19 protein-coding genes are annotated in these 25795 nt (G+C 37.7%); 11 read left to right on the top strand and 8 right to left on the bottom strand.

The genetic code is table 11. The features are described 5' to 3' along the window. Positions 1 to 246 precede the first annotated feature (246 nt). Genes ACE1OF_RS12120 through ACE1OF_RS12110 form a run of 3 tightly spaced genes read left to right on the top strand, consistent with a single transcriptional unit; the run spans position 247 to position 3857 of the window. On the top strand, positions 247 to 1968 hold the full coding sequence (locus ACE1OF_RS12120; RefSeq protein ID WP_448894781.1) for an ABC transporter permease: 1722 nt from the start codon (positions 247 to 249) through the stop codon (positions 1966 to 1968). Then, positions 1961 to 3034, top strand: coding sequence for an ABC transporter ATP-binding protein (locus tag ACE1OF_RS12115; protein ID WP_448894779.1), 1074 nt, complete (start codon positions 1961 to 1963; stop codon positions 3032 to 3034). The genes ACE1OF_RS12120 and ACE1OF_RS12115 overlap by 8 nt, the downstream gene beginning before the upstream one ends. A 7-nt stretch (positions 3035 to 3041) precedes the next feature. Next, positions 3042 to 3857 (top strand): carbon-nitrogen hydrolase family protein, encoded by an 816-nt coding sequence (locus ACE1OF_RS12110; RefSeq protein ID WP_448894778.1) that lies wholly within the window; start codon positions 3042 to 3044, stop codon positions 3855 to 3857. Between the two features lie 239 nt (positions 3858 to 4096). Here the strand turns inward: ACE1OF_RS12110 and ACE1OF_RS12105 are convergent, their stop codons facing one another. Further along, positions 4097 to 4822 carry an HpcH/HpaI aldolase family protein gene (locus ACE1OF_RS12105; RefSeq protein WP_448894777.1) on the bottom strand — a complete coding sequence of 242 codons (726 nt, stop codon included), beginning with the start codon at positions 4820 to 4822 and terminating at the stop codon, positions 4097 to 4099. A 165-nt stretch (positions 4823 to 4987) separates the two neighbouring features. Here ACE1OF_RS12105 and ACE1OF_RS12100 point away from each other — a divergent pair, with 165 nt between their 5' ends. From ACE1OF_RS12100 to ACE1OF_RS12070, 7 genes are all read left to right on the top strand, one after another. After that, complete coding sequence (locus ACE1OF_RS12100) at positions 4988 to 6058, top strand: 2Fe-2S iron-sulfur cluster-binding protein (protein WP_448894776.1); 1071 nt, start codon at positions 4988 to 4990, stop codon at positions 6056 to 6058. Positions 6059 to 6113: 55 nt separating this feature from the next. Beyond that, positions 6114 to 7070: a LysR family transcriptional regulator gene (locus ACE1OF_RS12095; RefSeq protein ID WP_448894774.1), complete on the top strand. Its 957-nt coding sequence runs from the start codon at positions 6114 to 6116 to the stop codon at positions 7068 to 7070. A 252-nt stretch (positions 7071 to 7322) separates the two neighbouring features. Next, positions 7323 to 8693 (top strand): glutamine synthetase family protein, encoded by a 1371-nt coding sequence (locus ACE1OF_RS12090; RefSeq protein ID WP_448894773.1) that lies wholly within the window; start codon positions 7323 to 7325, stop codon positions 8691 to 8693. 14 nt (positions 8694 to 8707) lie between these two features. Beyond that, positions 8708 to 10099, top strand: coding sequence for an aldehyde dehydrogenase family protein (locus ACE1OF_RS12085; RefSeq protein WP_448894772.1), 1392 nt, complete (start codon positions 8708 to 8710; stop codon positions 10097 to 10099). Positions 10100 to 10106: 7 nt separating this feature from the next. Beyond that, on the top strand, positions 10107 to 11279 hold the full coding sequence (locus ACE1OF_RS12080) for an iron-containing alcohol dehydrogenase (protein ID WP_448894771.1): 1173 nt from the start codon (positions 10107 to 10109) through the stop codon (positions 11277 to 11279). A 20-nt stretch (positions 11280 to 11299) separates the two neighbouring features. Beyond that, positions 11300 to 12013: a glutamine amidotransferase-related protein gene (locus ACE1OF_RS12075; RefSeq protein WP_448894770.1), complete on the top strand. Its 714-nt coding sequence runs from the start codon at positions 11300 to 11302 to the stop codon at positions 12011 to 12013. Between the two features lie 198 nt (positions 12014 to 12211). Continuing rightward, positions 12212 to 12886 (top strand): RraA family protein, encoded by a 675-nt coding sequence (locus ACE1OF_RS12070; RefSeq protein WP_448894768.1) that lies wholly within the window; start codon positions 12212 to 12214, stop codon positions 12884 to 12886. Positions 12887 to 13327: 441 nt separating this feature from the next. Here the strand turns inward: ACE1OF_RS12070 and ACE1OF_RS12065 are convergent, their stop codons facing one another. The 7 genes from ACE1OF_RS12065 to ACE1OF_RS12035 all read right to left on the bottom strand — a co-directional run bounded on the left by ACE1OF_RS12065 (position 13328) and on the right by ACE1OF_RS12035 (position 24123). After that, the gene (locus tag ACE1OF_RS12065) at positions 13328 to 14716 is read right to left on the bottom strand and encodes a metallophosphoesterase (RefSeq protein WP_448894767.1); all 1389 of its coding nucleotides are present in this window, start codon (positions 14714 to 14716) and stop codon (positions 13328 to 13330) included. 219 nt (positions 14717 to 14935) lie between these two features. Then, a complete protein-coding gene (locus ACE1OF_RS12060; RefSeq protein WP_448894765.1) occupies positions 14936 to 16441 on the bottom strand; it encodes a CoA-acylating methylmalonate-semialdehyde dehydrogenase in 1506 nt (501 codons plus the stop codon). Positions 16442 to 16693: 252 nt separating this feature from the next. Next, positions 16694 to 18049, bottom strand: coding sequence for a phytase (locus ACE1OF_RS12055; RefSeq protein ID WP_448894763.1), 1356 nt, complete (start codon positions 18047 to 18049; stop codon positions 16694 to 16696). A gap of 118 nt (positions 18050 to 18167) precedes the next feature. Then, complete coding sequence (gene iolE, locus ACE1OF_RS12050) at positions 18168 to 19070, bottom strand: myo-inosose-2 dehydratase (protein ID WP_448894761.1); 903 nt, start codon at positions 19068 to 19070, stop codon at positions 18168 to 18170. Positions 19071 to 19160: 90 nt separating this feature from the next. Further along, a complete protein-coding gene (iolD, locus tag ACE1OF_RS12045; RefSeq protein WP_448894760.1) occupies positions 19161 to 21005 on the bottom strand; it encodes a 3D-(3,5/4)-trihydroxycyclohexane-1,2-dione acylhydrolase (decyclizing) in 1845 nt (614 codons plus the stop codon). Positions 21006 to 21013: 8 nt separating this feature from the next. Then, the gene (locus tag ACE1OF_RS12040) at positions 21014 to 22927 is read right to left on the bottom strand and encodes a bifunctional 5-dehydro-2-deoxygluconokinase/5-dehydro-2-deoxyphosphogluconate aldolase (RefSeq protein ID WP_448894758.1); all 1914 of its coding nucleotides are present in this window, start codon (positions 22925 to 22927) and stop codon (positions 21014 to 21016) included. A gap of 68 nt (positions 22928 to 22995) precedes the next feature. Beyond that, positions 22996 to 24123, bottom strand: coding sequence for a Gfo/Idh/MocA family protein (locus ACE1OF_RS12035; protein WP_448894757.1), 1128 nt, complete (start codon positions 24121 to 24123; stop codon positions 22996 to 22998). 810 nt (positions 24124 to 24933) lie between these two features. On the opposite strand from ACE1OF_RS12035, the gene ACE1OF_RS12030 reads away from it, so the two are divergent. Further along, positions 24934 to 25782, top strand: a complete 849-nt coding sequence (locus ACE1OF_RS12030; protein WP_448894756.1) for a MurR/RpiR family transcriptional regulator — start codon at positions 24934 to 24936, stop codon at positions 25780 to 25782. Positions 25783 to 25795 lie beyond the last annotated feature (13 nt).

The following is a 25795-nucleotide window of genomic DNA, read 5'->3' as shown; positions in this document are numbered from 1 at the left end:
CATAGGCTTATTTTTATGGGTAAATATATCAACTAGCCAATGTGACTTTCGAGCATAAAACTAACGAACTCATAACTCGCAATACTACTGTGGGTGATTGATCAATTTTAAATTAAAAACAAAGTTAATGCTATCTCGGTATCTATAGGGGTGGTTGCTACTTAATTAAGATATTGAAATTATGAAGATTATGAAATTTACGAATTCTTTAAATTATTTATCAACTAACTTAACTAGGGGGTAAAAATGAATGTATCAACAGATAATATAAATTCAGATAATCGTACAAAATTAAATCGAGCGGTATATATACAAAGTGGTGTAGCCATTTTGGCATTCATTTTAGTTATTGCGCCTTTGTCTCCAATCCTATTTCAATCATTTTTAGGTAATCCTATTTATGAAGAAATCAAAATTTTTACCTTTGCAAATTTTGAAAAGCTTTTAACCAATGCGAAGTTTTATAGTGCAATGTCAAATTCAGTTATTTTGGCATTAGGTACTACCTTCATTGCCTTGGTCATTGGTATAAGCACCGCTGTTTTACTAGGCCGAACAAATTTACCTATGCGTCGCTCTTTAGGAGAGGTTGTTTTGCTACCTATGTATGTATCTCACTTGGTACTAGCATTTGGTTGGTTTGTTATGTACGGCCCGTCTGGATACATCACGTTATTAGTCAAAGACTGGTTTGATGTGCAGGCTTGGGATCTATATACATTACTGGGCATGTCAGTGGTCGCTGGCGCCGCGCAAGCGCCTATGATTCACCTGTTATGTTCAAGCTCTGCAGCCGCCGCAGATGCTTCATTAGAAGATGCGGCAAGAGCCTCAGGCGCAGGGCCATTTACAGTGTTATGGCGAGTCACTATTCCTTTACTTCGACCAGCTATTATCTATAGTGGCACCTTGACATTTATCGGTTCATTAGAAATGTTATCAGTGCCGTTGATCTTCGGTTCGCCTGTAGGGCTCGATTTCTTTACCACCTTTTTATATATAGAAGGTTTGGGCAAGGCTGTACCTGATTACGGAATGATAGGTGCTGCTGCAGTATTATTGCTTGCACTAATCACTGTCTTGATAGCACTGCAAGGCTTATTATTAAGGAAAAGTGGTCGCTTTGTTTCTATTAAGGGGAAGGCTACACGAAGAAAGCTTTTTGATTTAGGGCCTTATCGTTGGCCTATAGCAATAGGGATATCAGCCTACTTTTTCTTTACTTTAATTGTTGTATTAGGTGGTGTGGTTTTACGAGCATTTACCTCATTTCTCACTCCTTTATTATCACCAGTGGAAACACTAACCTTCGATAATTTTGCACTAATTTTTGAGTACGATGCCTATACAAGATCTATCACCAACAGTTTGTTTATTGCTGGAGTCGGGGCTGCGATTGCCGTTGTAGTCGTTACATTAATTACGGTTGTAGTGCACCGATCACGATTTAAATTTAGAAAGCCATTAGAATTTATAGCACTTTATCCTAGAGCTGTACCAGGTATTGTTGCGGGCTTAGGTTTCTTTTGGGGCATGATGATATTCCCAATCTTAAGTCCATTATATGGCACGGTTTGGATCCTTATTTTAGCCTTTACAATGAGAACTATTCCAACAGCCTTTGGAGCTATTTCTCCTATGCTTTTACAGATAGGAAAAGATTTGGATCAAAGTGCAAGAAGTGTTGGAGCTGATTGGTGGACAACGACAAAAACTATTATTATCCCATTGTTAAAGCCTGCAATTTTTGGCGCTTATGTATTGTTGTTTCTATCTTTTTTAAAAGAGTATGCTTCCGCTGCATTTTTATTTTCGCCAGGAAGCGAAATCATAGGTACAACAATGTTGTCTTTTTGGGCTAATGGTGATTCAGGTCCGGTAGCTGCGCTTGCCGTTATACAAATAGCGATCACAATAGTGTTTGTTGCTATAGCCAAAAAATTTTTAGGAGTAAAGGTATATGAATAAGTTAGAAATTAATGATTTTTGTAAAGAGTTTAATGGTTCGCTAGTTGTTGATGATGTAAATATTACTGTTGAAGATGGTGAGTTTTTAACATTGCTTGGTCCATCAGGTTGTGGGAAATCAACAACTTTATTTGCGATTGCCGGATTAGATAAACCAACGTCGGGTAGTATTAGTTTAGGAGATACTATTTTTTCTGATGCAAATACAGATGTATTTGTTGAACCTGAAAATAGGAACTGTGGCCTAGTTTTTCAATCATATGCTTTGTGGCCACACATGACAGTCTGGCAAAACCTTTCTTTTCCTTTAGATATTAGAAAAATATCTAAAAGTGAAAAAGAGCGCCGAATTAATGAGGCTATTTCACTTGTTGAGCTTAATGGGTTAGAACAGCGTTATCCTCATGAATTATCTGGTGGTCAGCAACAGCGGGTTTCACTCGCGCGGACATTGGTTTATGAACCCAAGCTATTATTACTCGATGAACCGCTTTCTAATCTTGATGCAAAATTAAGAATACGGGCGAGAAAATGGCTTAAAGAGTTACAAACAAGGTTAGCGCTTACAACGGTTTACGTTACTCACGATCAAGCGGAAGCATTATCGTTGAGTGATCGAATTGCTATCATGGATAAAGGTAAATTAGTTCAACTTGATACACCTGCTAATATTTATCGCAAGCCTGCGAATGCATTTGTCGCTGATTTTATTGGTAACAGTAATTTTATTCCAGGTAAAGTTATTCAAGTTGATGTGGGTAGTTGCCAAGTTGATATAGGTAATACCATTATTAAATCCTCAATTGATAATCAATCTAAAATAGGGGATGAGGTGGTAGTTGCTGTTCGTCCAGAGTGTATTTTACCGATCAATGAACGTCAATCACCGACGACAAATATTATGGAAGGTAAGATCACATCCCGTGAGTATTTGGGATCTAAATTTCAATATTTTATTGATCTGGCCAATGGCGAATGCATCCGAATGGAATCTGAGCTTGATATCGCGAGGAATGAAGTTCAAATCACATTTGATGAAATTGACGCTATAGCATTTGCTGTTTGAGGTAATGATGAACTCTTTAAAAGTTGCATGTTTGCAAACCAATACTGGCCCAGATAGAAAAACTAACCTTGAGATGATTGAAAGCTTGATGCTAGAAGCTAGCATCAAAAAGTCTCAATTGGTCGCCTTACCTGAAGCATGTGATTTTTTACATGAAGACGCTGAAGTGATGAAGAACTATGCCAGCCCTGTTAACAATCACTTGGCATTAAAGCATATTTGCAAGTTGTCAAAAAAATTCAATTATTGGACACTTATTGGTTCATTAACCGTGCGCCAAGATAAAGGAAAGTTGGCAAACCGCTCGTTCTTGATTTCTCCTCAAGGGGAGGTTGTTGCTTGGTATAATAAAATACACATGTTTGATGCTAATATACCAGGCAGTGAAGATGCAAAAGAATCAGATATTTATTTACCAGGTAATAAGTTAGTCGTTGCTGAAACCCCTTGGGGTGAACTGGGCATGAGTATTTGCTACGATGTAAGATTTCCTCATCTTTATCGAGCATTAGCGCACCGTGGAGCCAATTTATTATCTGTACCTGCTGCGTTTGCAGAAATAACAGGTCAAGCTCATTGGCATACCCTGTTAAAAGCTCGAGCAATTGAAAATGCCTGCTTTGTTATTGCACCAGCGCAAACGGGTCATCATTATCAAAACAGATATAGTTATGGGCATTCACTGATTATTGACCCTTGGGGAGAGGTATTAGCAGATGGTGGTGTCGACGTTGGAATCATTATGGCTGATTTAGATCTAGATAAAATCAGTAAAGCGAAAGCGATAATTAATAGCATTGCTCATGATCGAGCATTTGCCTAACGAACGAAAATAGTAAAATAAATCGAGTTGTTGTTGAGGTAACAAGGAGGCGACAACTCGCTCATTTCTAATATGAAATATCCTTTTCTTATACACTCTTTAACCATTTTGACGTGAAGTAGTGTCACCAAGATATTACTGAGTAGCGTTCTTCCAAGATGTAATAGGTTTCAATTGTGAGCGATAGCAAAAGCAAGCCGATAAAGCTGAGTGCTTTAGCGACTTGTACAAGTTATTGACTAGCCACGTTTGTTGAGGAAAGCATTTAATCCAGCAGTAAGTATGGCCTGTTCGTGGGTAAACACCAATAAATAGGCGCCAATATTGTGTGCAAATTCTTGTTCTTGAGTACTCCAAGCTGGCATTATCCACGGCTTATTCGCATTTTTTGCGGCTAAGGCTATCTGTTTTATCATTTTTTTATCTATTTCATCAAAGGTATAAGCACCTCTTCCTTGAGAAAGCGACAAATCTGTAGGACCAATAAATATTCCATCAACAGTATCAAGTGCTAAAATCTTATCTACGTCTTGAAATGCTTCAGCGGTTTCTATCATGGGATAACAACGAGTGTCACTATTTTGATTTTGAAAATATTGGCTATCGGCATTGCCAAATTGTAATGTTCTACCGCCTGCACAACTTCGGTCTCCTAAAGGCGCAAATTTAGCGTAAGAACAGGATTTTTTTGCATGCTCCAAGCCGCCTATGTGCGGTATTATTACCGAGTTTACGCCAATGTCTAACATTTGCTGTATTGCCGACATTTCGGTAGATAAAACTTTAGCGTGAACAGTCAATCCCATTGATTTTGCTGTCAAGATGAAGCGATCAGCGCTAGTAATATCAAAAATACCGTGCTCAATATCAATCACTATATCAGTTATGTTGTTGTGATATACCGCTTCGAGTAAACCAATATTAGGGGTAGAGAACCATACAGCATGTTCATTTAAGGTATACATAAATTTCCTTTTTTTAAGGTAAATAACATTTCAAAATGATTTTAAAAATATAACTTTAAATTGTCAATTAAATTGGCTACTATTATGTTGTCAACATTACTTCTGAGTGAAAGCTTAATGGTTATGACGCAGCATTGATTAAACAGCCAGTAAAAGGTGGACCCTATGAGATCGATAACCAATACGTTTTATGATTTAACAGTTAGCACTATTGTGAAAGAAACTACGGAATCGGTTACTGCCTTTTTCAGACTTCCTAAGTTGTTAGTGAATGATTTTAAATGGCAACCGGGACAATACGTTAAAGTTGAGATTTGCCTAAACGGTGTTACTTATCTTCGAAATTATTCAATATCAGCACCTAAAAATGCTAATGAGCTAAGCATTACAATAAAACGATTACCTGGTGGGCTAGTATCGACTTATTTGACTACGCAATTGAAGCTTGGTGATGTTATTCGAATGACTTGTCCAATCGGAAACTTTACTCTAACACCTAAAAGTAATAATGCTAAAAGCTATGTCTTTGTTTGTGCGGGAAGCGGCATAACGCCTGTCTTTAGTATGATTAGCAGTGTTTTGGCAGAGGAAGAGAGTAGCTGTGTTTATTTGCTGTATGGAAACCGCAATGCCAAATCGAGCATATTTAGGAAAGCATTATTACACTTACAACAGAAATATAATGATAAAATTGTTGTCTGTCATTGTTACTCGACCCCAACTTGGTTCGGTATTTTTTCTACTGGACGTAAGGGCAGAATTAATGCCGAAACGATAAAGCATTTCTTAACGATGAATGCTGTTGCCCTCCAAAGTGCTGAATATTATGTTTGTGGGCCTGGAAGCTTTATTCCCATGGTCAAAACAACACTTAATTTGTTAGATATTAAAGAGTGTAATATTCATGTCGAAACCTTTGGTGCGAAAGAAAAATTATTAATATCACAAAAAAAACATGAAGTGGTTAAATTAACCGTGCAACTTACGGGAAAAACACATCAGGTAGTGACTAATGAAAGTGAGTACCTTCTGTCGTCTTTAAAAAGAAGTAGCATTAGCGCACCTTATTCTTGTGAAAATGGTACTTGCGGTACGTGTAAATGCCAACTTCTGGCCGGAGAAGTGGAGATGGAAGAAAACTATTACTTAACTCAGCAAGAGGTTCAGCAAGGTTTTATTTTAGCTTGTCAATCAATACCTAAAACTGATGAAGTCGCTATTAGTTTTCCTGATTAAGAAATAAGGGAAGAGCGAAATTTTTTAGGACAGCATTTATTTTAAAAAGGTAATTATGAATAATAATTTCGATTTCGATTTAAAATCACTACAAGTTTTCATTCATACGGTTGATTTAGGAAACATGACTGCTTCTGCAGAAACGCTAGGAACTACTCAGTCGGCAATTTCTCAAAATTTATCGAATTTAGAGCAATCATTAAATATTAAATTACTTGATCGTAGTGTTAGACCCTTAACAGTAACAACTGCAGGGCGCTATTTCTATGACAATGCGTTAAAAACTATTGCTCAAGCACGAAAAACTAATCGCGATATCAAGAGCTATAATTTTGTTGACCTGCAACACGTTAATGTCGCTATGGTTGACTCTTTAGCCATAGCCATAGGGCCTGCACTTATATCTGTATTGAAGAAACAGACATTGGCCTGGAAAATAAACACTGGCTTGTCACATTTACATGATGAGGCTTTATTATCGAGAAAAGTGGATATGTTGCTCTCTGATAATGCCATGGAGGAACATCATCATTTAAAGCGCCAAAGGGTGTTGCGAGAGCCGTTTATTTTAGTGCTCCCTAAAGACAATACTTGTATTAATAGATCACTTCAAGAGCAATTAACAAGGTTAGATTTTATTCGTTATACTGAAGATTCTCTGATAGGCATTAAGATTGAACGGTACTTAAAACGAACATCAATAATTCCAAAAATAACCATGCGATTTGATAATACATTTGCCATTTTATCTGCGGTAACGTTAGGGTTAGGTTGGACAATATCTACACCACTGTGCCTTTTTAATAATGGTATAGATCTAAGTAAACTGACTTGTTTTTCTTTGTATGAAGAGCCGCTTTATCGTAATTTGACTTTGGTTTGCAAAGAAAATAATCAATGGAAATTACCCACTATTGTGGCTGAGAGTTGTAAACAGGCGCTAAAAAAAGACTTTGCAGTTTATATTGATAATCACTTTCCTTGGCTAAAAAAAGAGATAAAAATTGGCTAGTTTAGGTGCAATAAAATCCCCTCAAGTCATTTAATTATTTCAGATTTAATCAATGAATTTTTAAAAGTCATCAGTCAACTATTAGCTGAGCTAATGACATTGAGATAAGTAAAAATGATTGTCATTGAAGTGTAAATTTTATGGTTTTAATATCTAATTAAATATTTTGTTGATATTTAATTAACCAACATAGTTAGGCAATTATTAATTATTGAAGTTTTATGTCTAGCTCAAAAAATTAAAAGGTGCAGTATGATAGCTCCAAGAGAAGTGAATTCCATTGACGATGCGATAAAAATCGTCGAAGAACGAGGGTTAAGTCATGTCAAAGTTGGCTTATTTGATATCGACGGGATCATGCGCGGTAAGTACATGAGTAAAGAGAAATTTATTTCTTCATTGCACTCTGGTTTTGCCTTTTGTGATGTTGTGCTTGGTTGGGATTCAAATGACCAATTATACGACAATGTTACCTATACCGGTTGGCATTCTGGTTATCCCGATGCACCAGTGCGAATAATTCCTGAAACTTGTCGTTCATTGCCCTTCGAAGGGGACATGTTGTTATTTATTGCTGAGTTTACTGACAAGCCGGCGGCACTATGCCCAAGAGGAACGTTAAATCGAATAATTGAACGAGCTAAAAATATGGGGCTAATTGCTAATGCAGCTTTTGAATATGAATTTTTTATGTTTAATGAAACGCCTGAGTCGGTACGTGAAAAATCATTTAAAAATTTATCGCCTATCTCCCCTGGTTCTTTTGGTTACTCGATGATCAGAAACTCAGTCTATGCTGATCTGTATCATCAAATTATGGCATTAAGCCAAGCAATGGATTTTCCTATTGAAGCGTTACATAACGAAACTGGACCTGGTGTATTAGAAGCCGCGATAGCACATGACACCGCTTTAAATTCTGCCGATAAAGCGGCTTTATTTAAAACCTTCATCAAAGTCTGGGCGCAGCGTAATCAAATGATGGCTACGTTTATGGCTAAGTGGTCAAGCGATTTACCAGGGCAAAGTGGTCATATTCATATTTCGCTGCAAGATACTCAAGGTAATTCTGTTTTTTTTGACGAGTCCAAGCAGCATAATATGAGTGATACTCAACGACATTTTCTTGCGGGTCAACAAAAATTTATGCCTGAATTTTTGGCTATGATCTCACCAACGATTAACAGTTATAGTCGAATGGTACCCGGACAATGGGCTCCACTAAATGCAACGTGGGGTGTTGAAAATCGCACCACTGCATTACGTATTATTCCTGGTACTAGTAAATCTCAACGCGTTGAGTATCGTTTAGGCGCAGCGGATGCGAATCCATACTTGGCGTTAGCAGCAGCTTTAGGCTCAGGGCTTAAAGGCATTGAACAAAAACTGGAACCTCAGTTGCAAGTAAAAGGCAATGCTTATGACCAAGAGCACAGTCAATCGTTAGTATTACCGCAAAGTTTATTAGAGGCAGCAGGAAAATTTAAACATTCAACCGTTGCTCAAGAGTTATTTGGTGAAGATTTTGTTGAGCATTTTGCCGCCACCAGAGAATGGGAAGAGAGGGAATACCGTAAACATGTTTCTGATTGGGAACTTTCTCGTTATTTCGAAATTATTTAAGGTTAATTATTATCATGAGTAAAATTCAAATTACGCGCTCACCAATTGATGATTCAATTTATGTTGAACGCGTGCTAGCAGATAAAAAGACTATAGAGAAAACACTTAAGCTTGCTAGCCAAGCGCAAAAGCAATGGGGTAGTTGTTCGGTCGCAGAACGCGCTGATTTTTGTCATAAAATGCTTGCTGCTTTTATTGCAAATGAAGATGAAATTGCCGAGCAATTGTCTTGGATGATGGGACGACCAATCCAGTATGCGAAGGGTGAATTGGCGGGCATGGTTGATCGTGCTCGCGTGATGATCGGCAAGGCTGAAACAGCCTTAGCGACCTTAGAACTGCCTGAAAAGTCTGGTTTTCGCCGTTATATTAAACGAGTACCTCTGGGAGTAGTCTTTGTCATTGCACCATGGAATTATCCGTATTTAACGGCTATCAATGTCGTTATACCTGCGATCATGGCAGGAAATAGTGTTATTTTGAAACATTCTGCTCAAACGCCATTGTGTGCGGAGCAGTTCGCTACAGCTTTCCAACAAGCAGAACTACCGAGTGGGGTCTTTCAATTTTTACACCTTAGCCATGCGGATACTGAAATGGTAATCAAGGATGAGCGTATTGCTCATGTTGCTTTTACTGGCTCTGTTGCAGGTGGAAAAATGGTCGAAAATGCTAGTAGTGGTCGATTTATTGGCGTTGGTTTAGAGCTCGGTGGTAAAGACCCAGCCTACGTGCGAGCCGATGCCGATATTGTTAATGCGGTGTCTACTTGCATTGATGGAGCCTTTTTCAATTCGGGTCAATCTTGTTGCGGTATCGAACGTATTTATGTACATAGTGAGGTTTATGATGAATTTGTTGAACAAGCCGTAAGCTTAGTAAATGCATATAAATTAGGCCGTTCAGATAATCCAGAAACCACCTTAGGGCCCGTTGTCAAAGCCTCGTCAGCTGAATTTGTTCGTGAACAAGTTAGGGATGCACTTACTAAAGGTGCCAAAGCGCATATTGATGCCAGTGATTTTCCTTTAGATCAATTAGGTAGCGCCTATCTTGCTCCGCAATTGTTAACTGCAGTTGATCATTCTATGCGGGTGATGACTGAAGAGAGTTTTGGCCCAGTTGTTGGCATTATGAAAGTTGATGATGACCAACAAGCTATTACACTGATGAATGATTCTGAATTTGGTTTAACGGCCTCCGTGTTTAGTGGCGATATTGATATTGCCATAGCCATTGGAGAGCAATTAGACACAGGTACCTTTTTCATTAATCAGTGTGATTTTCTTGACCCTGAACTAGCTTGGACAGGTATTAAAAATTCAGGTCGAGGTTGTACATTATCATCATTAGGTTACGAGGCTTTAACACGACCTAAATCATTCAACGTTAAAATAGGCCTATAGGAGGCTAATGATGGACAATAACTATTTTAATGCTAACTGGAATTACCCAACATCAATTCGTAATGGTAATGGTCGAATTAGTGAACTTACGAGTGCTTGTACCGAGCTTGGCATAACAGCACCATTGCTGATTACCGACCCTGGCTTAGCAAACATGGGTATAGTTCAAAACTGTATAACTGATTGTTTACAGGCAGGACTAAAAATTGGCTTATTCGATAAAGTAAAAAGTAACCCAACGGGACAAAATGTCAGTGACGGCGTTAAAGCATATCATTTAGGTGAACACGATGGGGTTATCGCCTTTGGTGGTGGCTCTGCTTTAGATGCAGCAAAAGCGGTAGCATTAATGATTGGGCAACAAGGCAGTTTATGGGATTATGAAGACGTTGGTGATAACTGGACTAAGGTCAATACTAGCGATATGGCGTCGATAATCGCCGTTCCTACAACATCAGGTACTGGCTCGGAAGTAGGTCGTGCTTCAGTCATCACAGATGAAGACAATCATATAAAACGCATCATCTTTCACCCTAAAATGCTGCCAGAAATTGTAATTTTGGATGCTGAACTCACCTTGGGTTTACCTAAGTTGTTAACAGCCTCAACCGGTATGGATGCATTATCACATGCGCTCGAAGCGTATTGTGCATCTGGTTATCACCCTATGGCAAAGGGCGTGGCAATAGAGGCGATTCGACTTATCAAAAATTACTTGCCTCGAGCATGTGCTAATGGCAAAGACAAAGAAGCACGAACGCAATTGATGGTGGCTTCAACCATGGGTTCTATGGCATTCCAGCGTGGGTTAGGTGCTATGCATGCATTAGCACATCCATTAGGGGCGTTTTATGACAGTCACCATGGTTTATTAAATGCGATTTTAATGCCTTATGTACTTGTCGCTAATCAATCAGCAATAACAGAAGATATTGGTCGCTTAAGTCGATATTTAGAGCTAGAAGACGCGAGTTTTAATGGTTTTCTTCAGTGGATAATTTCGCTGAGGACAGAGCTCGAAATTCCAAATAAGCTTAGTGATATAGGAATTAATACTGATAGAGCTGTGGAAATAGGTAAAATGGCATTCAGGGATCCATGTGCTAGTAGTAACCCTATTGCGATGAGTGAAAATATGTACCAGCAAATATTTATTGCTGCGGTTAACGGTGAACTTTAGTTATTCAAAGGCGATTAATAATGAAACTTGGTGTTCTACTTTGTGACCATGTACAACCGCACTTACAAGCCGACTTTGGTGATTATGCTGCGATGTTTGCAGCTATCATTTCAACATCAGGTATCGCGGTAGAGTTACAATTTTTTGATGTGGTTAATGGTGAATTTCCAGCGCACATCGATGTTTGTGATTGCTATATCACTACAGGTAGTAAGTATGGGGTGAATGATGACTTAGTGTGGTTGGCACAACTAACTGAATTTGTTCTTTGTTTACATCGTGCTAAAAAGGGCTTTGTTGGTATTTGTTTTGGTCATCAACTGATAGCACATGCATTAGGTGGCAGTGTAGAGAAATCAACTAAGGGTTGGGGCATTGGTATTGCTAAAGCTGATATTGTCAAAGATACCCAATGGATGGTGCCTAAAAGCCAATCAATAAATTTAGTGGTAAGTCATCAAGATCAAATTAGTACGTTACCTACAGATGCAGAGGTGCTGTTAACCAGTGATTTTTGCCCCTTTAGTATGTATAAAATTGGTGAGCATTTTTTAGGTATACAAGGTCATCCTGAATTTACCCGTATATATTCTTATGCGTTAATGGATAGTCGTCGCGACAGGATTCCTGCAGGAACCATTACTGCTGCAGTAGGCTCTTTATCTTGGAAAACTGACGATGTTTTGATGATGAAGTGGCTATTGCTGTTTTTACAGAAAACTGTTCAAGTTTGAATATAAACTGGTCTATTAATAAGGTAGGCTAATTCTTTGAATTTTAAGTGTTAAATATTGATTTTTAACGTAAAACGTAAGTGGTGCTAATGAAAAGTCGAATGATAAATCAACAACTTAGGAACAAATTGTGCGGTTGATTACTTCAATTTCAATTAACTTGATAGTTCCATCATCAATAAGTCATAGGAATTTCCCTTGTATAAAATAAATAAAATGCCCCCTAGAATTAACACAGAACTGTTAGAGTTGGCACAACAGGCTGAAACAGCGACTATTGGTCATTTCCTCCATATGGGATTTGCACATAGGTCGATTAAACATAACTCATCAATGAGCAAAACCGTTACCGGAACAGCAGTGACACTTGCGTTGCCATCAATAGATTCAACACTCTTACATCATATCGTAAGTCTTATACGACCTGGAGATATTTTGGTAATAGATAGACTTGGAGACGACAAATATGCTTGTTTGGGAGGAGGCGTAGCTCTCGCCTTGAAGCGATCTAACTTAACAGCAGTAATTATTGACGGTCCGATCACTGATCCGAAAGAGATAAAAGAAATTGGCTTACCTGTATGGTCCAAGGGGATAAGCAATATTACAACGCGATTGCAAAACATCTGGGGTGCTTTTAATGTTCCTATATCCTGTGGTGGGGCTGTAGTTATGCCAGGTGATCTTGTGATTGCAGATGATACTGGTGTTGTTTTTCTTTCTCCGAATGAAGCTCAGACTAGTGTTAGAAAAGCCATAAATATGCAAACTGCGGAAAAGAAAGTCCATCCTAAACTTGGAAAGGATTGCCTAATAGGCGACTTATATGGCGCGACAAAATTAGTAGAAGAATATTTGAACAAAACAATATAGAGCCTCGTCAAAGTAACATAATACAATTTTTACTAAGACTTTAATGAACAAAATCTTATTGATGTTGTTTGATTTTATTATCGTTTTTCGAAAAATAAAGTTTAAACAGAAGTTATTATATTGGCAGTAATATAATAATTCCTATTTTAAGCTATGTTTGACAAACATTTGTTATAGATGCGAAAAATAGATGAACATGTCAATCAAGTTGAATCACTTAAGGTGGCTCGCACTATTGGACCTAAGGGAAATAACCGTAAAAAAGCTACTGAGTTGATTAATGTCGATCGTTTTAGCTAATTGGCCGATCTTCCAAAGGGTTCATAATAGGCAGCAACGCAAGTTGTGGCCTACTTTTGTTTGCCCAGCAAGCTGACCAACAAAAAAGGACATAGATTTCGCTATGTCCTTCTGGCTAAAGTGCATTATAAGCTAGCTACTTTATTTCAATGCATCAGTATTCTTTTCATCAACATTATAGTCGATGATATCTAATAGAGCTGATTCATGACTACGACGAGGGAAGGTGAATTCCACTTCAGGGACTAAATCACCGCTTCGATCGTTTGGCGTGGTGAAAAACTTAACGGCTAGGGTATCCGCTTTATTATCCACTGTGATATGGGCAAACCCCCAAGCAAAACTCTTATTCCACAATAAATCAAATTGTGGATACGCTTTTTCTTGATAACGAGCTAAGCCACTGTGATGACCACGCATTTTAGACGCGGCACCAGTAATTATCAGTGGTAGTTTATTCACATTGTTTTTGCCAAAGTATTTTTCACAAGTATCAGTCATCAACTCTAAATCATGTTCATGTCCAGCAATATAACCATCAGAGTACTTACATAGCGCAGGCATGATCAAACGACGTAAAGCATGACCTTCATCGTATTTAGATCCACCAATTGACCAAAGAATGTGATGGCCATAAACTAACTTCCACTTAGCAGTAGAATTTTTAAGACCGTTTTTTAACCACTCAAGCTGTTTCATATCTTCGCCATTAAGTGGTGATTCATGAGGCTCAACTTCTTCTAACTCAGCCGTACCCGCATTGATAGCAACTTGATCGGGCTGCTCACTACCATCTTTTAATAACGGTACTTCATAAATAGTTTGGCCTGTTAACAATAAATTGGTATCTAAGACAAAGAACTCAATATCATTGCCTGGCTCACCAATAGTGTAGTTGTAATAACCTGGTTTTGGTAAAGTTAAACGCGGTTGTGCTTCCATCCAATCTAGTTGCAAAGCAACACCTTTACGTGAAGACTTCCAATCATGGTTACCCAAGGCAGAGTACACAATTAATTCGGGCTCTTCAGCTAATAACGGCTTGATAGGATCGAGTATTAAATCATTCATGCGTTGTTGGTCATCACGACCGTCTGAGTCATCAGCGCCATTAGGGTAAATATTATCACCCAATTGAATCGCAAATTCACAATCATCAGTTTTACAGTAAGCCGCCATAGCCTTACCGACGGGATGAGCGCCACTTGCTTCGGTTGCGATGTTGGTTCCAGGGAAATTAACTAAAGGCGAGTGAGAGAACTCGGCCTCAGGACGACCTTCTTCTAACCAATCTTTCAGCTCTGAGGCAATAAATTGCTCTTTGGTTAGAGCCTTTTTAAGGTGCTTTGTTTTTGGGTAAGTGTAATTATAGCCACCATCACCAAAAGCAATAAATTTAATCGTATTGCTTGCTGCTTTGCTGCTTTGTGACACAGTATCTACAACGATGGCTTCGTTACTTTTATTGTCGGCGCAAGCCGCTAATAAAGCCAATACAGAAGCACCATATAACATTTTTATATACCGCATTTTTATTCCTCTTTTATTTATGCCCGAAGGGCATATATTAATAATATTTCAAATATACCCAAACAACCTGAAACGAGCATCTTGAGGTGGTTTGGGTATAGTAGTTATAAATAACCTGATCGGCTTCATCAATATTGCTCTAGTGATAATCGTGAATCGAAACTGAAGAGGGGTTAACCATTCCCACAACATGCCTATTGTGGGAATAGCGATAACCTGCTACTTCATAGTTGGCATAGAAAAGGCGTTTGACGTGGTTTGTTCACCTTTAGGCCATCTTGCGGTGACTGTTTTCATTTTAGTATAGAAACGAACGCCATCATTGCCATGTACATTTAAAGGACCAAATACCGAGCGTTTCCAGCCACCAAAGCTATGAAATGCCATAGGAACAGGAATTGGGATATTAACACCAACCATACCTACCTGAATTTGTTCACAAAATTGTCTTGCGCTATCACCATCTTCGGTGAAAATTGATGTACCATTACCAAACTCATGGCTATTGATTAATGCAATGGCTTCTTGATAACTATTCACACGAACGATTGATAGCACTGGGCCAAATATTTCTTCATTGTAAATGCGCATACCAGGTTTAACATTGTCAAATAATGTTGGTCCAACAAAATAGCCATTGTCGTGGTCTTTAACTGAAAATTCACGTCCATCAATCAGTAAATCTGCACCTTCTTCAATTCCCGTATCAATATAGCCTCGTACTTTTTCAGCATGAACCTTACTAATTAAAGGGCCCATATGTGCTTCTTCAGCTAGACCTATGCCAGGTCCAACAAGCATGCTATTTACTTCGCTTTTTATTTGTTTTATCAAGTTGTCTGCAGTTTCATCGCCAACACAGACCGCAACAGAAATAGCCATACAACGTTCACCCGCTGAACCATAGGCAGCGCCAATTAAAGCGGAGGTAACTTGCTCAACTTTTGCGTCGGGCATTACCAACATATGGTTTTTTGCACCACCAAGTGCCTGTACACGTTTACCGTATTTACTGCCAGTGCTATAAATATACTCAGCAATTGGGGTTGAACCCACAAAACTTACTGCTTGAACTCTTTTGTCTTCAAGTAAAACATCAACAGCTTCTTTATCACCATTAACAATATTGAATACACCATCAGGTAATCCTGCTTCTTTCAGTAATTGTGCAATGCGCATGATTACAGAAGGGTCTTTCTCTGAAGGTTTCATAACAAATGTATTACCTGTTGCGATTGCAATAGGAAACATCCACATTGGCACCATAACAGGAAAGTTAAAAGGAGAAATTCCCGCGCACACACCCAAAGGTTGCATCAGAGAAAAACTATCTACACCGCTGCCAACATTAAGAGAATGCTCACCTTTAAGTAAATGAGGAATGCCACAAGCAAATTCTACCACTTCAATACCACGAGTAATTTCGCCTTTAGCATCAGAAAGCACTTTACCGTGTTCTAATGTTATCATGGTTGCTAATTCATCAATGTGATCTTCAACGAGTGCTTTAAACTTGAACATCACGCGAGCGCGTCTTAATGGTGTTACTTTACTCCAAGATTCAAATGCAGTTTGAGCGACATGAATAGCCGCTTTTGTTTCAGCAGCAGTCGATAATGATACATTTAACGTATGTGCACCAGTAGCGGGATTATAAACAGCACTTTGACGTTCGCTTTCACTGGCAAGCTGCTCACCGTTGATAAAATTTCCTAGCAAATTCATATGAATCCTTAGATTTTAAGTTAATTGTTCTGACTATTTTTGTCGAAAATTATGCAACATTCATTCAATGCCACACAGTAATGGAATATTTATTCTATTATACTATTCTTTTAGAATGAATAAATCAAGATGAAATGTTCATCAATGACAAAACAAATATTTAAGCTACTGAAATAATTAAAAAACACCGATAAAATACAATTTTATCGGTGTTTTTATTGATGGATTTTGGGAGGAAACCATTACATCAGGTTAGTTACGTTTAAATTCAGTATTAATGGGTAAATTTAATGTGGCAGCAATGTCTTTCCATGATACATATTTAAAGTTTGTGCTTTCCCTTTGAGCGCCTGCTTGTTTCGAAGCATTTTTCGGTGGTTTATTATCTCCATCTTGCATAACTAAAACACCTTGGCTAAATTTTTTGCCGAAATTAGCGTTTACTACCATCATGCCATCTGTTTCATCTACGCCATCAATAGTGCCATCACCAACAGTAAATGAATTAATGTATTGATAGGGTGCTGTACGATTAAACAATGCAATGGTATTATCGCCCTGGCTTGAGGCAAGTAAATAACCCTTACCATTGCCACCATCATAAAGCGTTAAACCTTCAGCATCGGCAATAAGGTGGTCATTACCGTAATCTTTATCTTTACTGGTATCAAGTTTACAAATATATTCATCTTCAGCGTCACTCCAAGTGCGACTGTAAGGCACACCATAGGCATTTACTTTAGAAATTAATTGCCATTTTTGGCTATTAGCGGCATCACTAAGACTAATTTTCCAAATTCCCACATCTTCTTGTGCTAGGAATAATGCATCATTGTCAATATCTGCAACCATACCTTCTAAATGCGGATGTTCTCCATCGTCATCTGAACAGGGAGTCCATAGGCTATTATCAGGTAAAAGAAATTTTTCAGGGAAATCTAAGTTAGCCGTGTTTTTATAACTGATAGTGCCGTCACCATTATCAAAAATTTCTAATTGGGCAATACGTGTTTCACTATTTTGGCTAACAAAAGCCATGGTTTTATCAGTTTTAGCCGTTGCTAAACCGTAAGCTGTATTACCATTATTTATTTCTTTTTGGTTTTTAGTGAAAATTAACGGTGCAGTTGGAGCAGTAACATATGTAAGTAACTTGTCAGCGTTAACATCAATAGTATAAATAGCCAGTTTGTCTAAACCACGATCAGAAAGTAAAACTAGATCGACATTTTTGCCATTTAAATTAAAGTCATAAACAATTTCAGCATTATTAAGTCGACCAGCTTTGTTTTTACATACTTTAACTGAGTTTTTACACGCAGGCGCAGGGGCCGGTGCAATAAATTGCAAAAGTTCGCCTTGCATGTTGTAAACATCAATCCCACCTTTTTTCAAAGCGGTAACAACTAGGCTTTTGCTTTTATCTGTTGGATGAACCCAAATTGCTGGATCATCAACGTCAGTATAGTTGCCTTGAGCATCACTGTAATGTGAACGTGTTTCTAATGTAGGTACAACAGTGGCAATATTTTTGGCTGTTTGTGCAATGCTAATAGTTGATGTTGCTAATAGGCTTAAAGCCATTGGAATTAACGTAATTGATTTCATTTTTATTCTCCTATGATTAACTGATGCTTAGTTTACCTAGTTGACTATAAAGTGAAGGTGAACCTAAGATTAACTTTTGTTAACAAATGATTTTTATATGAAATATTGTTTATTAATTTTAAAAGTTAGTTAGGGTAAGCTCAGCTTGTTGAGCAAATTTTTGAATATTATTAAACCCAAGTTTTGCATAAGTTAATGGTTCGGCAATCGCAGGATCTTGCTCTGCCTCAACGACCAACCAACCATTATAATTTGCTTCTTTTATGGCGCTAAATAAAGACAAGAAATCAATATTGCCATCTCCAGGAACAGTAAATACACCATTTAATACAGAGTCTAAAAAGCTCAAATTTCTATTGTGAGCATCTTTTAGCACCTTGTAACGTATGTCTTTTAAATGAACATGAACAATACGATTTTGGTATTTTTTAAATGTAATTACTGGGTCGCCACCAGCAAAAGTTAAATGTCCTGTGTCAAGCAACAAGCCTAGAGAGTCCGTAGTATTTTCCATGAGTAAATCGATTTCTGCAGGTGTTTCAACAATTGTGCCCATATGGTGGTGGTAAGCAAGTTGAACACCTCGGCTTAAACAATAATCAGCAACTTTTGATAGACGCTTACCATATTCTTGCCAATTTTCTGCTGCAATTGTTGGACGTTTAGATAAAGGTGTATTTTGTTCCCCATGTATACAACCAGTTACTTCACAATAAACCATTACTGTTGCACCGCATTTCTTTAGCAGTTGTAAATGATCTTCGATGGCATTGATTTCGTCTTCAACACTGTGTTCAAGAAGCTTTCCACTATACCAACCTGATACTAAGGCTAATTTATGTTCGGCCAATATTTGATTTAATTTGTCACTTTCACGTGGAAATTTATTGCCTAACTCAAAACCAGCATAGCCAGCAAGTTTTCCTTCACTAAGACATTGCTTTAATGGCGTACTTGCACCTAAAGATGGTAAGTCGTCATTTGTCCATGTTAGTGGGTTTATTCCAATGCGTATTGTCATAAGTTTTAATCTCAACTTTCATTTTAAATTTTTGTTTTAGTTAACAAGGAAAAGTTGTTTCCTCTTTATTTTTAGAGCCAACTATTAACACTAATAAGGTTGTTTTGTTTTATTATTTTTGTAGTTCTCTAGTGCTTTATTGATAGTGTTGCTATCAGATATTTCAGGAATAGCTACATCCCACCAAGCTTCACCATTGTCAGTAGTAACATAGGGATCAGTATCAATTGCAATAACATAAGTCGCAGCTGATGCTTTCGCGCGACTAAAGGCTTGTTCTAATTCAGCAATAGAACTAACAGATTCAGAGGTTGCACCCATAGCTTGTGCGTGTGCAGCAAAATCAATTTTAGGCGCCCCCTGCTCGATAGATTGACAATCTTCTAATAAGTTATTAAATGGTTCATTACCCGTAGCCATTTGCAAACGATTAATACAGCCATAACCACGATTATCAAGGGTTACTATAATCAGTTTTTGCCCCATCATTACTGAAGTTGCAATTTCTGAATTCATCATCATGTAAGAACCATCGCCGACAACAACAATAACATCGCGATCAGGTGAAGCCATTTTCACGCCTAAACCGCCAGCAATTTCATAACCCATGCAAGAGAAGCCATATTCAACATGATAGCTTTGACTATCATCACAGCGCCATAGTTTGTGTAAATCACCTGGTAATCCACCCGCAGCGCAAACAATGACATCAGTAGCATCTGAGTTTCGTTTTATTGCACCAAGTACTTGGGCGTCACTCGGTAAATTGGCCGCAGCATCACAAGTTACCTGTTCATAGATAGTATTCCATTCAGTTTTCTTTACTTGAATAAGTTGTTGCCAGTGTTTTGTTGATTGCCATTGTGATAAACCATGACTTAATTTTTCTAGCATCAACTTGCAATCACCTTGTAATGGTAAAGCACCATGTTTTTCTGCATCGAATGAAGCGACATTTACGTGAACCAATAATGTATTAGCATTGAATAAAGTACGTGATTCTGTTGTAAAGTCTTGCAATCTTGAACCTAGTGCAATAATAACATCAGCTTTATTAGCTAACTCATTAGCTGCTTTCGTTCCAGTAACACCTATTCCACCAACAGAAAGAGGGTGGTTCCAATTTATTGCGCCTTTACCTGCCTGCGTTTCTGCAACAGGAATTTGATGATTTTCAGCAAATTTCAGCAATGCGCTTACTGCTAATGAATAGTGTACGCCACCACCTGCAATAATGAGTGGACGTTCACTTTTCTTTAAAGCTTCAATGACTTGCTCAAATTCATGGTTATCACATTGCGGGCGGCGAATACGATGCACTTTTTTGTTAAATAAACTGGTTGGATAATCATAAGCTTGTGCTTGTACGTCTTGTGGTAATGCCAACGTAACAGGCCCACAAGTAACAGGGTCTAACAATGTACGCACAGCAACAGGTAGGCTATTAATTAATTGCTCTGGTCTGGTGATGCGATCAAAATAACGGCTAACTGGTTTGAAACAATCATTAGCGGTAATCGTTGGGTCGTTAAAATGTTCTAACTGTTGTAGTACGGGGTCAGGACATCGATTTGCAAATGTGTCACCCGGTAAGAATAATACAGGTAGTCTATTCACATGAGCTAATGCCGCTGCCGTAACCATGTTAGTAGCACCAGGGCCAATTGATGTTGTACAAAGCATCATTTTTCTGCGGTTATTTTGTTTAGCAAAAGCAATGGCAGCATGTGCCATGCCTTGTTCATTATGGGCTCTGTAGGTTGGTAATTTTTCTCGTTCTTGATAAAGAGCTTGACCAATAGCTGAAACATTACCATGACCAAAGATAGCAAAGGCGCCAGAAAATATAGCTTCTACTTTACCTTCAGTATCTAAGTACTGTTGAGTTAAATACTTGATTACTGCTTGAGCTGCAGTTAAACGAATTGTAGTCATAATTATTCCTAGTTGTTTCTGTTTTGCCATGCTTTTACGAGCAATAAATAATTGGCTGCCACCTGATCAAGAAAGCTTTGATCGTCTATTTCATTTGTTAACCAGGCTTTACTTGGTTGGGTAAATATAGACCGACCCACAGCAAAACCTTTACAACAATCGAATCCAGCACTGTTTTTAAAGCCCTGTGCTAACTCTTCTAATGGCGCGTCTAAACCCAGTAATATTACGCCTCGACAGTGGGGAGAGCGTTCTTTAATTAACGTTGATATTCCTTGCCATGCATGCTTACTTGGGCTTGGTAGTTTCCACCAATCAGGTTGTATGCCTAAATTATAGAAACGCTCCATAGATAAAATAACGGTGTTATCATCTTTTGGCATGTTTAACGGGGGTATTATTTCAAGTAATAATTCGTGCCCACTGGCACAACAAGATTCATAAAGCTCTTTTATCTGACGTTCTTGTTTGAGCCTTAATTCAATCTCATCATCAGGGTGGAAAAATACTAAACATTTAACAATGTGCTCTTTGGGCCAGCTTTTTAAACGCGAACCAATAGAGCCCAAACCTTCTAGCTCCAAAGGTCTAGAGCTTGGTAATTCAACAGGCCTTCCTATCCAGTAATTACTACCCGTTACTTCGTTAAGCGCATCTTGTCCATAGGTATCATCAATAAGAACACCCGCTTGATAGTTGAAGCTTGATGAGTTGCTAGCTTGATTTAATGCTTTTACTAACAGTAGCTTTAAGGCTGGAATTCTCTCAGGATCAGCATTCAGCTGGCGGGCCATATCATAGAATTGTTTACGGTGGTCAAAAGCTAATATACATAACTCGCCCCAAGATTCAGGTGTTCTGGTGGTTACTCTATGTAAATGATTTAATGTTTTATCTTTATCTGGTCGTGCAATGTCATGTTGACGAGCAATATAATTATCAAGTTCCTCCTCAGAAGGGATAGCAGGCGCACAACCATGACGCGAAACAACTAAAGCACCACAAGCATTTGCATAAGCACAACACTTTTCATAGCTTTCATCCTTTAACCAGCCTCTTAAAAAACCACTGATAAAGGCATCGCCAGCACCTAAAACGTTTAGTACGTCAACTTGTACACCATAGCTAGTAAAACCTTCATCTAGCGTGTCTGGTATTTCAGTATCAAATACAGAACAACCTAAAGCACCTCTTTTTACAACAATTTCGGCAGTTGATATTTGTCTTATTCTTTTTAAACATTCTATGGTATTAGTGCTTCCAGCAGCAATATGAATTTCTTCTTCAGTACCAACAATAAGATCACATAAGGGTAGAATTGATAACATATGATCAGTAACAGACTGATTAGAAACAAAGCGGTTATCACCTTCACCTAACCCTGTTAGCCCCCAAAGAACGGGGCGATAATCTATATCGAGAATAACCTTAGTACCTGCAGCCCTAGCAAACTCTATGGCTTTTCGACTTGTTTTATCGGTTTGCTCAGTAGAAAAATGTGTTCCTGTAATTAATAATGATTTACTTGAAGCGATGTAATCAGCATCAAAATCAGCGGTATCTACTGCCATATCGGCACAATCGTTGCGGTAAAATAATAATGGGAAACTATCACTATCTTTAATTGAAAGTAGAACTAAACCAGTTAAGCGCTCAGGATCTTTCACCACATGGCTGACATCACAACCAACTCGAACTAATTCTTCTATAATAAAATTGCCCATTTGTTCGTCACCAACACGTGTTAACATGGACGATCTAAGGCCTAATCTTGCAGTACCAAAAGCTATATTACATGAAGAACCACCTAACGTTTTACTAAATGATGTGACGTCTTCTAACCTGCTACCAATTTGTTCACCGTATAAGTCTACAGCGGCTCTTCCTAAACAGATCACATCAAAGGTGTGTTTGTTTTTCATTATATTATTCTCCATGATGGAATGGTTTACGTTTTTTTGTATATGTTGATTTCATTGTTTTTATATTTTCATTGTGCAATATCTATCCACTTACCTAGACGGTGTGATGTTTCAATTGAATCAATAACTAAATTTACTTGATAAGCTGCTCTAAAATTTGGCCACATATCACAATCATTAGCGATGCCTTCAATTAGATCTCGTACTTCAACAATTTTTTGATCGTTGTAGCCCAACCCATGACCTGCCGATACACAGAAATTTTTATAATCAGGATGTTCTGGGCCAATTAATATTGTTTTAAAGCCTTCTCTTGCGCTATTGCCATCTCGTGTATAAAGTTTTATTTCGGCTAATCGTTCTTGGTTAAATAAAATTGAGCCTTTAGTCCCCGTTATTTCATAAGACAATCCCATTTTTCTTCCACAGGCAACACGGCTAGTTTCTAAAGTACCAATGGCGCCATTTCTAAATCTAATCATTGCGTGAGCCTGATCTTCATTTTCTACTATGCCAACGTCAGCTGAATTATCTGGTAAAGGTCGCGTTGCGGTAACGGTTTGTACATCACCATTAACACTTGTAATATCACCAACTAAAAACTGCGCCATGTTAATAATATGTGAGCCAAGGTCTCCTAATGCACCTGAACCAGAAAATTCTCGTTTTAGTCGCCAGCTAAAAGGCGTTAACGGGTCAGATAAATAGTCTTCGTTGTGAATACCACGAAAATGCACAATGTCACCTATTTCACCTTGTTCTATAATTTCTTTAGCTAATTGACTAGCAGGGTTTTTTGCATAATTAAAACCCACCAGTGTTTTAACACCTGATTTTTCCGCAGCTAAAGTCATTTCTAACGCATCTTCGGCATTTAAAGCGAGTGGCTTCTCACAATACACATGTTTTCCTGCGGCAATGGCCGCTAACGCCATTTCTTTATGTAAGTAATTAGGAGAACAAATATCAACAACGTCTATATTTTTATCGTTAACAAGCGTTAACCATTTGCCCGTTGCACGATTAAATCCAAGTTCTTTTGCTTTTTCTTGGGCTAATTCTTCATTAACTTCAGCGATCATTTCACATTCTACTTTAGCGCTGAGGTTAAATACTGCGGGAACAGATCTTAAAGCGATAGCATGAGCTTTGCCCATATATCCTGAACCTATTAAGCCAACTTTAATCGTTTTCATGTTACTTTATCCTTTCATTCTTTACGTAGTCTTTGATTTTTCCAGCAGCAAATAAAGCATAAGCTCTCATATGCAATGACGTTATTTACTGTTTGTAACATGGTTAATACATCACTTTTATGAATGCTTGTTTGATAAAAATATTCAATCTTTTATGATTTAGCTTTCATGACTTAAATAGTGCAAAACTATCGATTAAGTTATTTAGTAACGGTGGATAAATGTTCACACCCCTCAGCTTTTATATCTATAATTTAGAATAAAAATTCCAATATTGCAACAAATGAAACAAATAATTTAAGTTGTTATTTTATTTTTAGTCCAATTCACTGAGTGGATTTAGATAAAAGTATAATTTAAACAGTGGTTTAGTTTGTGTTTTTGCCTTTAGAATATTTATTCTATCAAAAGATAAATGACTCGAAATTGATAGGTATTGATACGAATAGATTGATATTACTGATTTTATTTTTATTCGGCAGTTGTGGTGAGGCGCAAGTTTACACTTAAGCTACAGAGAATCTTATAAGTATAAGTTCGCTAAAAGTGCTGAATGCTGCAACTGAATAAATCAATTAAACACTTTCTTATATTGACAAGGGACAGAAATCTCGTTTATATTTCACCAAATGAAATATTTATTCCATAAATTATTTTTCGGAATCTTTGTTTTGTTGTGATTATAGCTCTTTATTGATAATGCTATCAGTTGAAATTTAGTTATCGCAAAAAGCTTTCTATTTTAGAACGTTTGTTTTATTTTAGCGCATAGAGTTTCAAATAATTGCATCACAAGGCAGGAATAAAGTAATGAACGATAAAGTAGCAACAGGGCTAGAAGAGCTTAATGCTGAAATTACTCAGCGATTTATTGAATTGAGCAAGCGATTACAACAAGTAGCAAAATACGTTTTGGATAGTCCAAACGAAATAGCTTTTGGTACGGTTGCGGTTATTGCAAAAGACGCTAATGTACATCCGTCAACCTTAATACGATTTTCTCATGCTTTTGGTTTTTCAGGGTTTAGTGATATGCAAAAACTGTTTCAAAATAAGTTATTGCAAGAGTCACCCAATTATGAAGAACGTATTAAATTAATTAAAGATGATAGTAGTTTAGATCAGGAAAATGTCAGCATACGGTTATTAGAGCAATTCAGTGATGCCAATAGTAAAGCATTAAATTATTTAAAAAATAATATTAGTCAAAGTGATCTTGAGCAAGCCAGAGATATTTTATCACAAGCAGATTCTATACATGTCAAGGCGGTGCGACGTTCATTTCCTATTGCTACTTATCTTGCCTATATATTGAATCATATCAATTTACGTTGTTTTTTATTAGATGGTGTTGGTGGAATGCATAAAGAACAAGAGCATATGATTAGAGAAAAAGATGCGCTGGTGGTTATTAGTTTTTATCCGTATGCAGAAGAAACGCAACAAACGGTTAATAACGCTGTTGAGCGTGGTGTACCAATAATAATGTTTACCGATAGCCCAATAAGTCCATTAGCACAAAAAGCTTCTGTTTGTTTTATGATTAAAGAAGCTGAAGTGCATTCATTTAGATCGTTAACGTCAACTATGTGTTTAGTGCAGTCGTTAGCGATAAGTTTAGTTCATCAGCTTGAGCCTAGTGCAGCAAGCGATACATGATTAATTTTACAGC

The organism is Colwellia sp. E150_009 (genome assembly GCF_053543955.1).
The sequence above is the reverse complement of the archived record's forward strand: the minus strand, read 5'-3'. Positions and strand labels throughout refer to the sequence as shown.

Coding starts and splice junctions, on each gene's coding strand:
- ACE1OF_RS12035 (WP_448894757.1), bottom strand. CDS start 24,123: ATGAAAACGATTAAAGTTGGCTTAATAGGTTCAGGATATATGGGCAAA.
- ACE1OF_RS12095 (WP_448894774.1), top strand. CDS start 6,114: ATGAATAATAATTTCGATTTCGATTTAAAATCACTACAAGTTTTCATT.
- iolD (WP_448894760.1), bottom strand. CDS start 21,005: ATGACTACAATTCGTTTAACTGCAGCTCAAGCAGTAATCAAGTATTTA.
- ACE1OF_RS12120 (WP_448894781.1), top strand. CDS start 247: ATGAATGTATCAACAGATAATATAAATTCAGATAATCGTACAAAATTA.
- ACE1OF_RS12080 (WP_448894771.1), top strand. CDS start 10,107: ATGATGGACAATAACTATTTTAATGCTAACTGGAATTACCCAACATCA.
- ACE1OF_RS12040 (WP_448894758.1), bottom strand. CDS start 22,927: ATGAAAAACAAACACACCTTTGATGTGATCTGTTTAGGAAGAGCCGCT.
- ACE1OF_RS12075 (WP_448894770.1), top strand. CDS start 11,300: ATGAAACTTGGTGTTCTACTTTGTGACCATGTACAACCGCACTTACAA.
- ACE1OF_RS12115 (WP_448894779.1), top strand. CDS start 1,961: ATGAATAAGTTAGAAATTAATGATTTTTGTAAAGAGTTTAATGGTTCG.
- ACE1OF_RS12100 (WP_448894776.1), top strand. CDS start 4,988: ATGAGATCGATAACCAATACGTTTTATGATTTAACAGTTAGCACTATT.
- ACE1OF_RS12110 (WP_448894778.1), top strand. CDS start 3,042: ATGAACTCTTTAAAAGTTGCATGTTTGCAAACCAATACTGGCCCAGAT.
- ACE1OF_RS12105 (WP_448894777.1), bottom strand. CDS start 4,822: ATGTATACCTTAAATGAACATGCTGTATGGTTCTCTACCCCTAATATT.
- ACE1OF_RS12085 (WP_448894772.1), top strand. CDS start 8,708: ATGAGTAAAATTCAAATTACGCGCTCACCAATTGATGATTCAATTTAT.
- iolE (WP_448894761.1), bottom strand. CDS start 19,070: ATGACAATACGCATTGGAATAAACCCACTAACATGGACAAATGACGAC.
- ACE1OF_RS12055 (WP_448894763.1), bottom strand. CDS start 18,049: ATGAAATCAATTACGTTAATTCCAATGGCTTTAAGCCTATTAGCAACA.
- ACE1OF_RS12090 (WP_448894773.1), top strand. CDS start 7,323: ATGATAGCTCCAAGAGAAGTGAATTCCATTGACGATGCGATAAAAATC.
- ACE1OF_RS12065 (WP_448894767.1), bottom strand. CDS start 14,716: ATGCGGTATATAAAAATGTTATATGGTGCTTCTGTATTGGCTTTATTA.
- ACE1OF_RS12030 (WP_448894756.1), top strand. CDS start 24,934: ATGAACGATAAAGTAGCAACAGGGCTAGAAGAGCTTAATGCTGAAATT.
- ACE1OF_RS12060 (WP_448894765.1), bottom strand. CDS start 16,441: ATGAATTTGCTAGGAAATTTTATCAACGGTGAGCAGCTTGCCAGTGAA.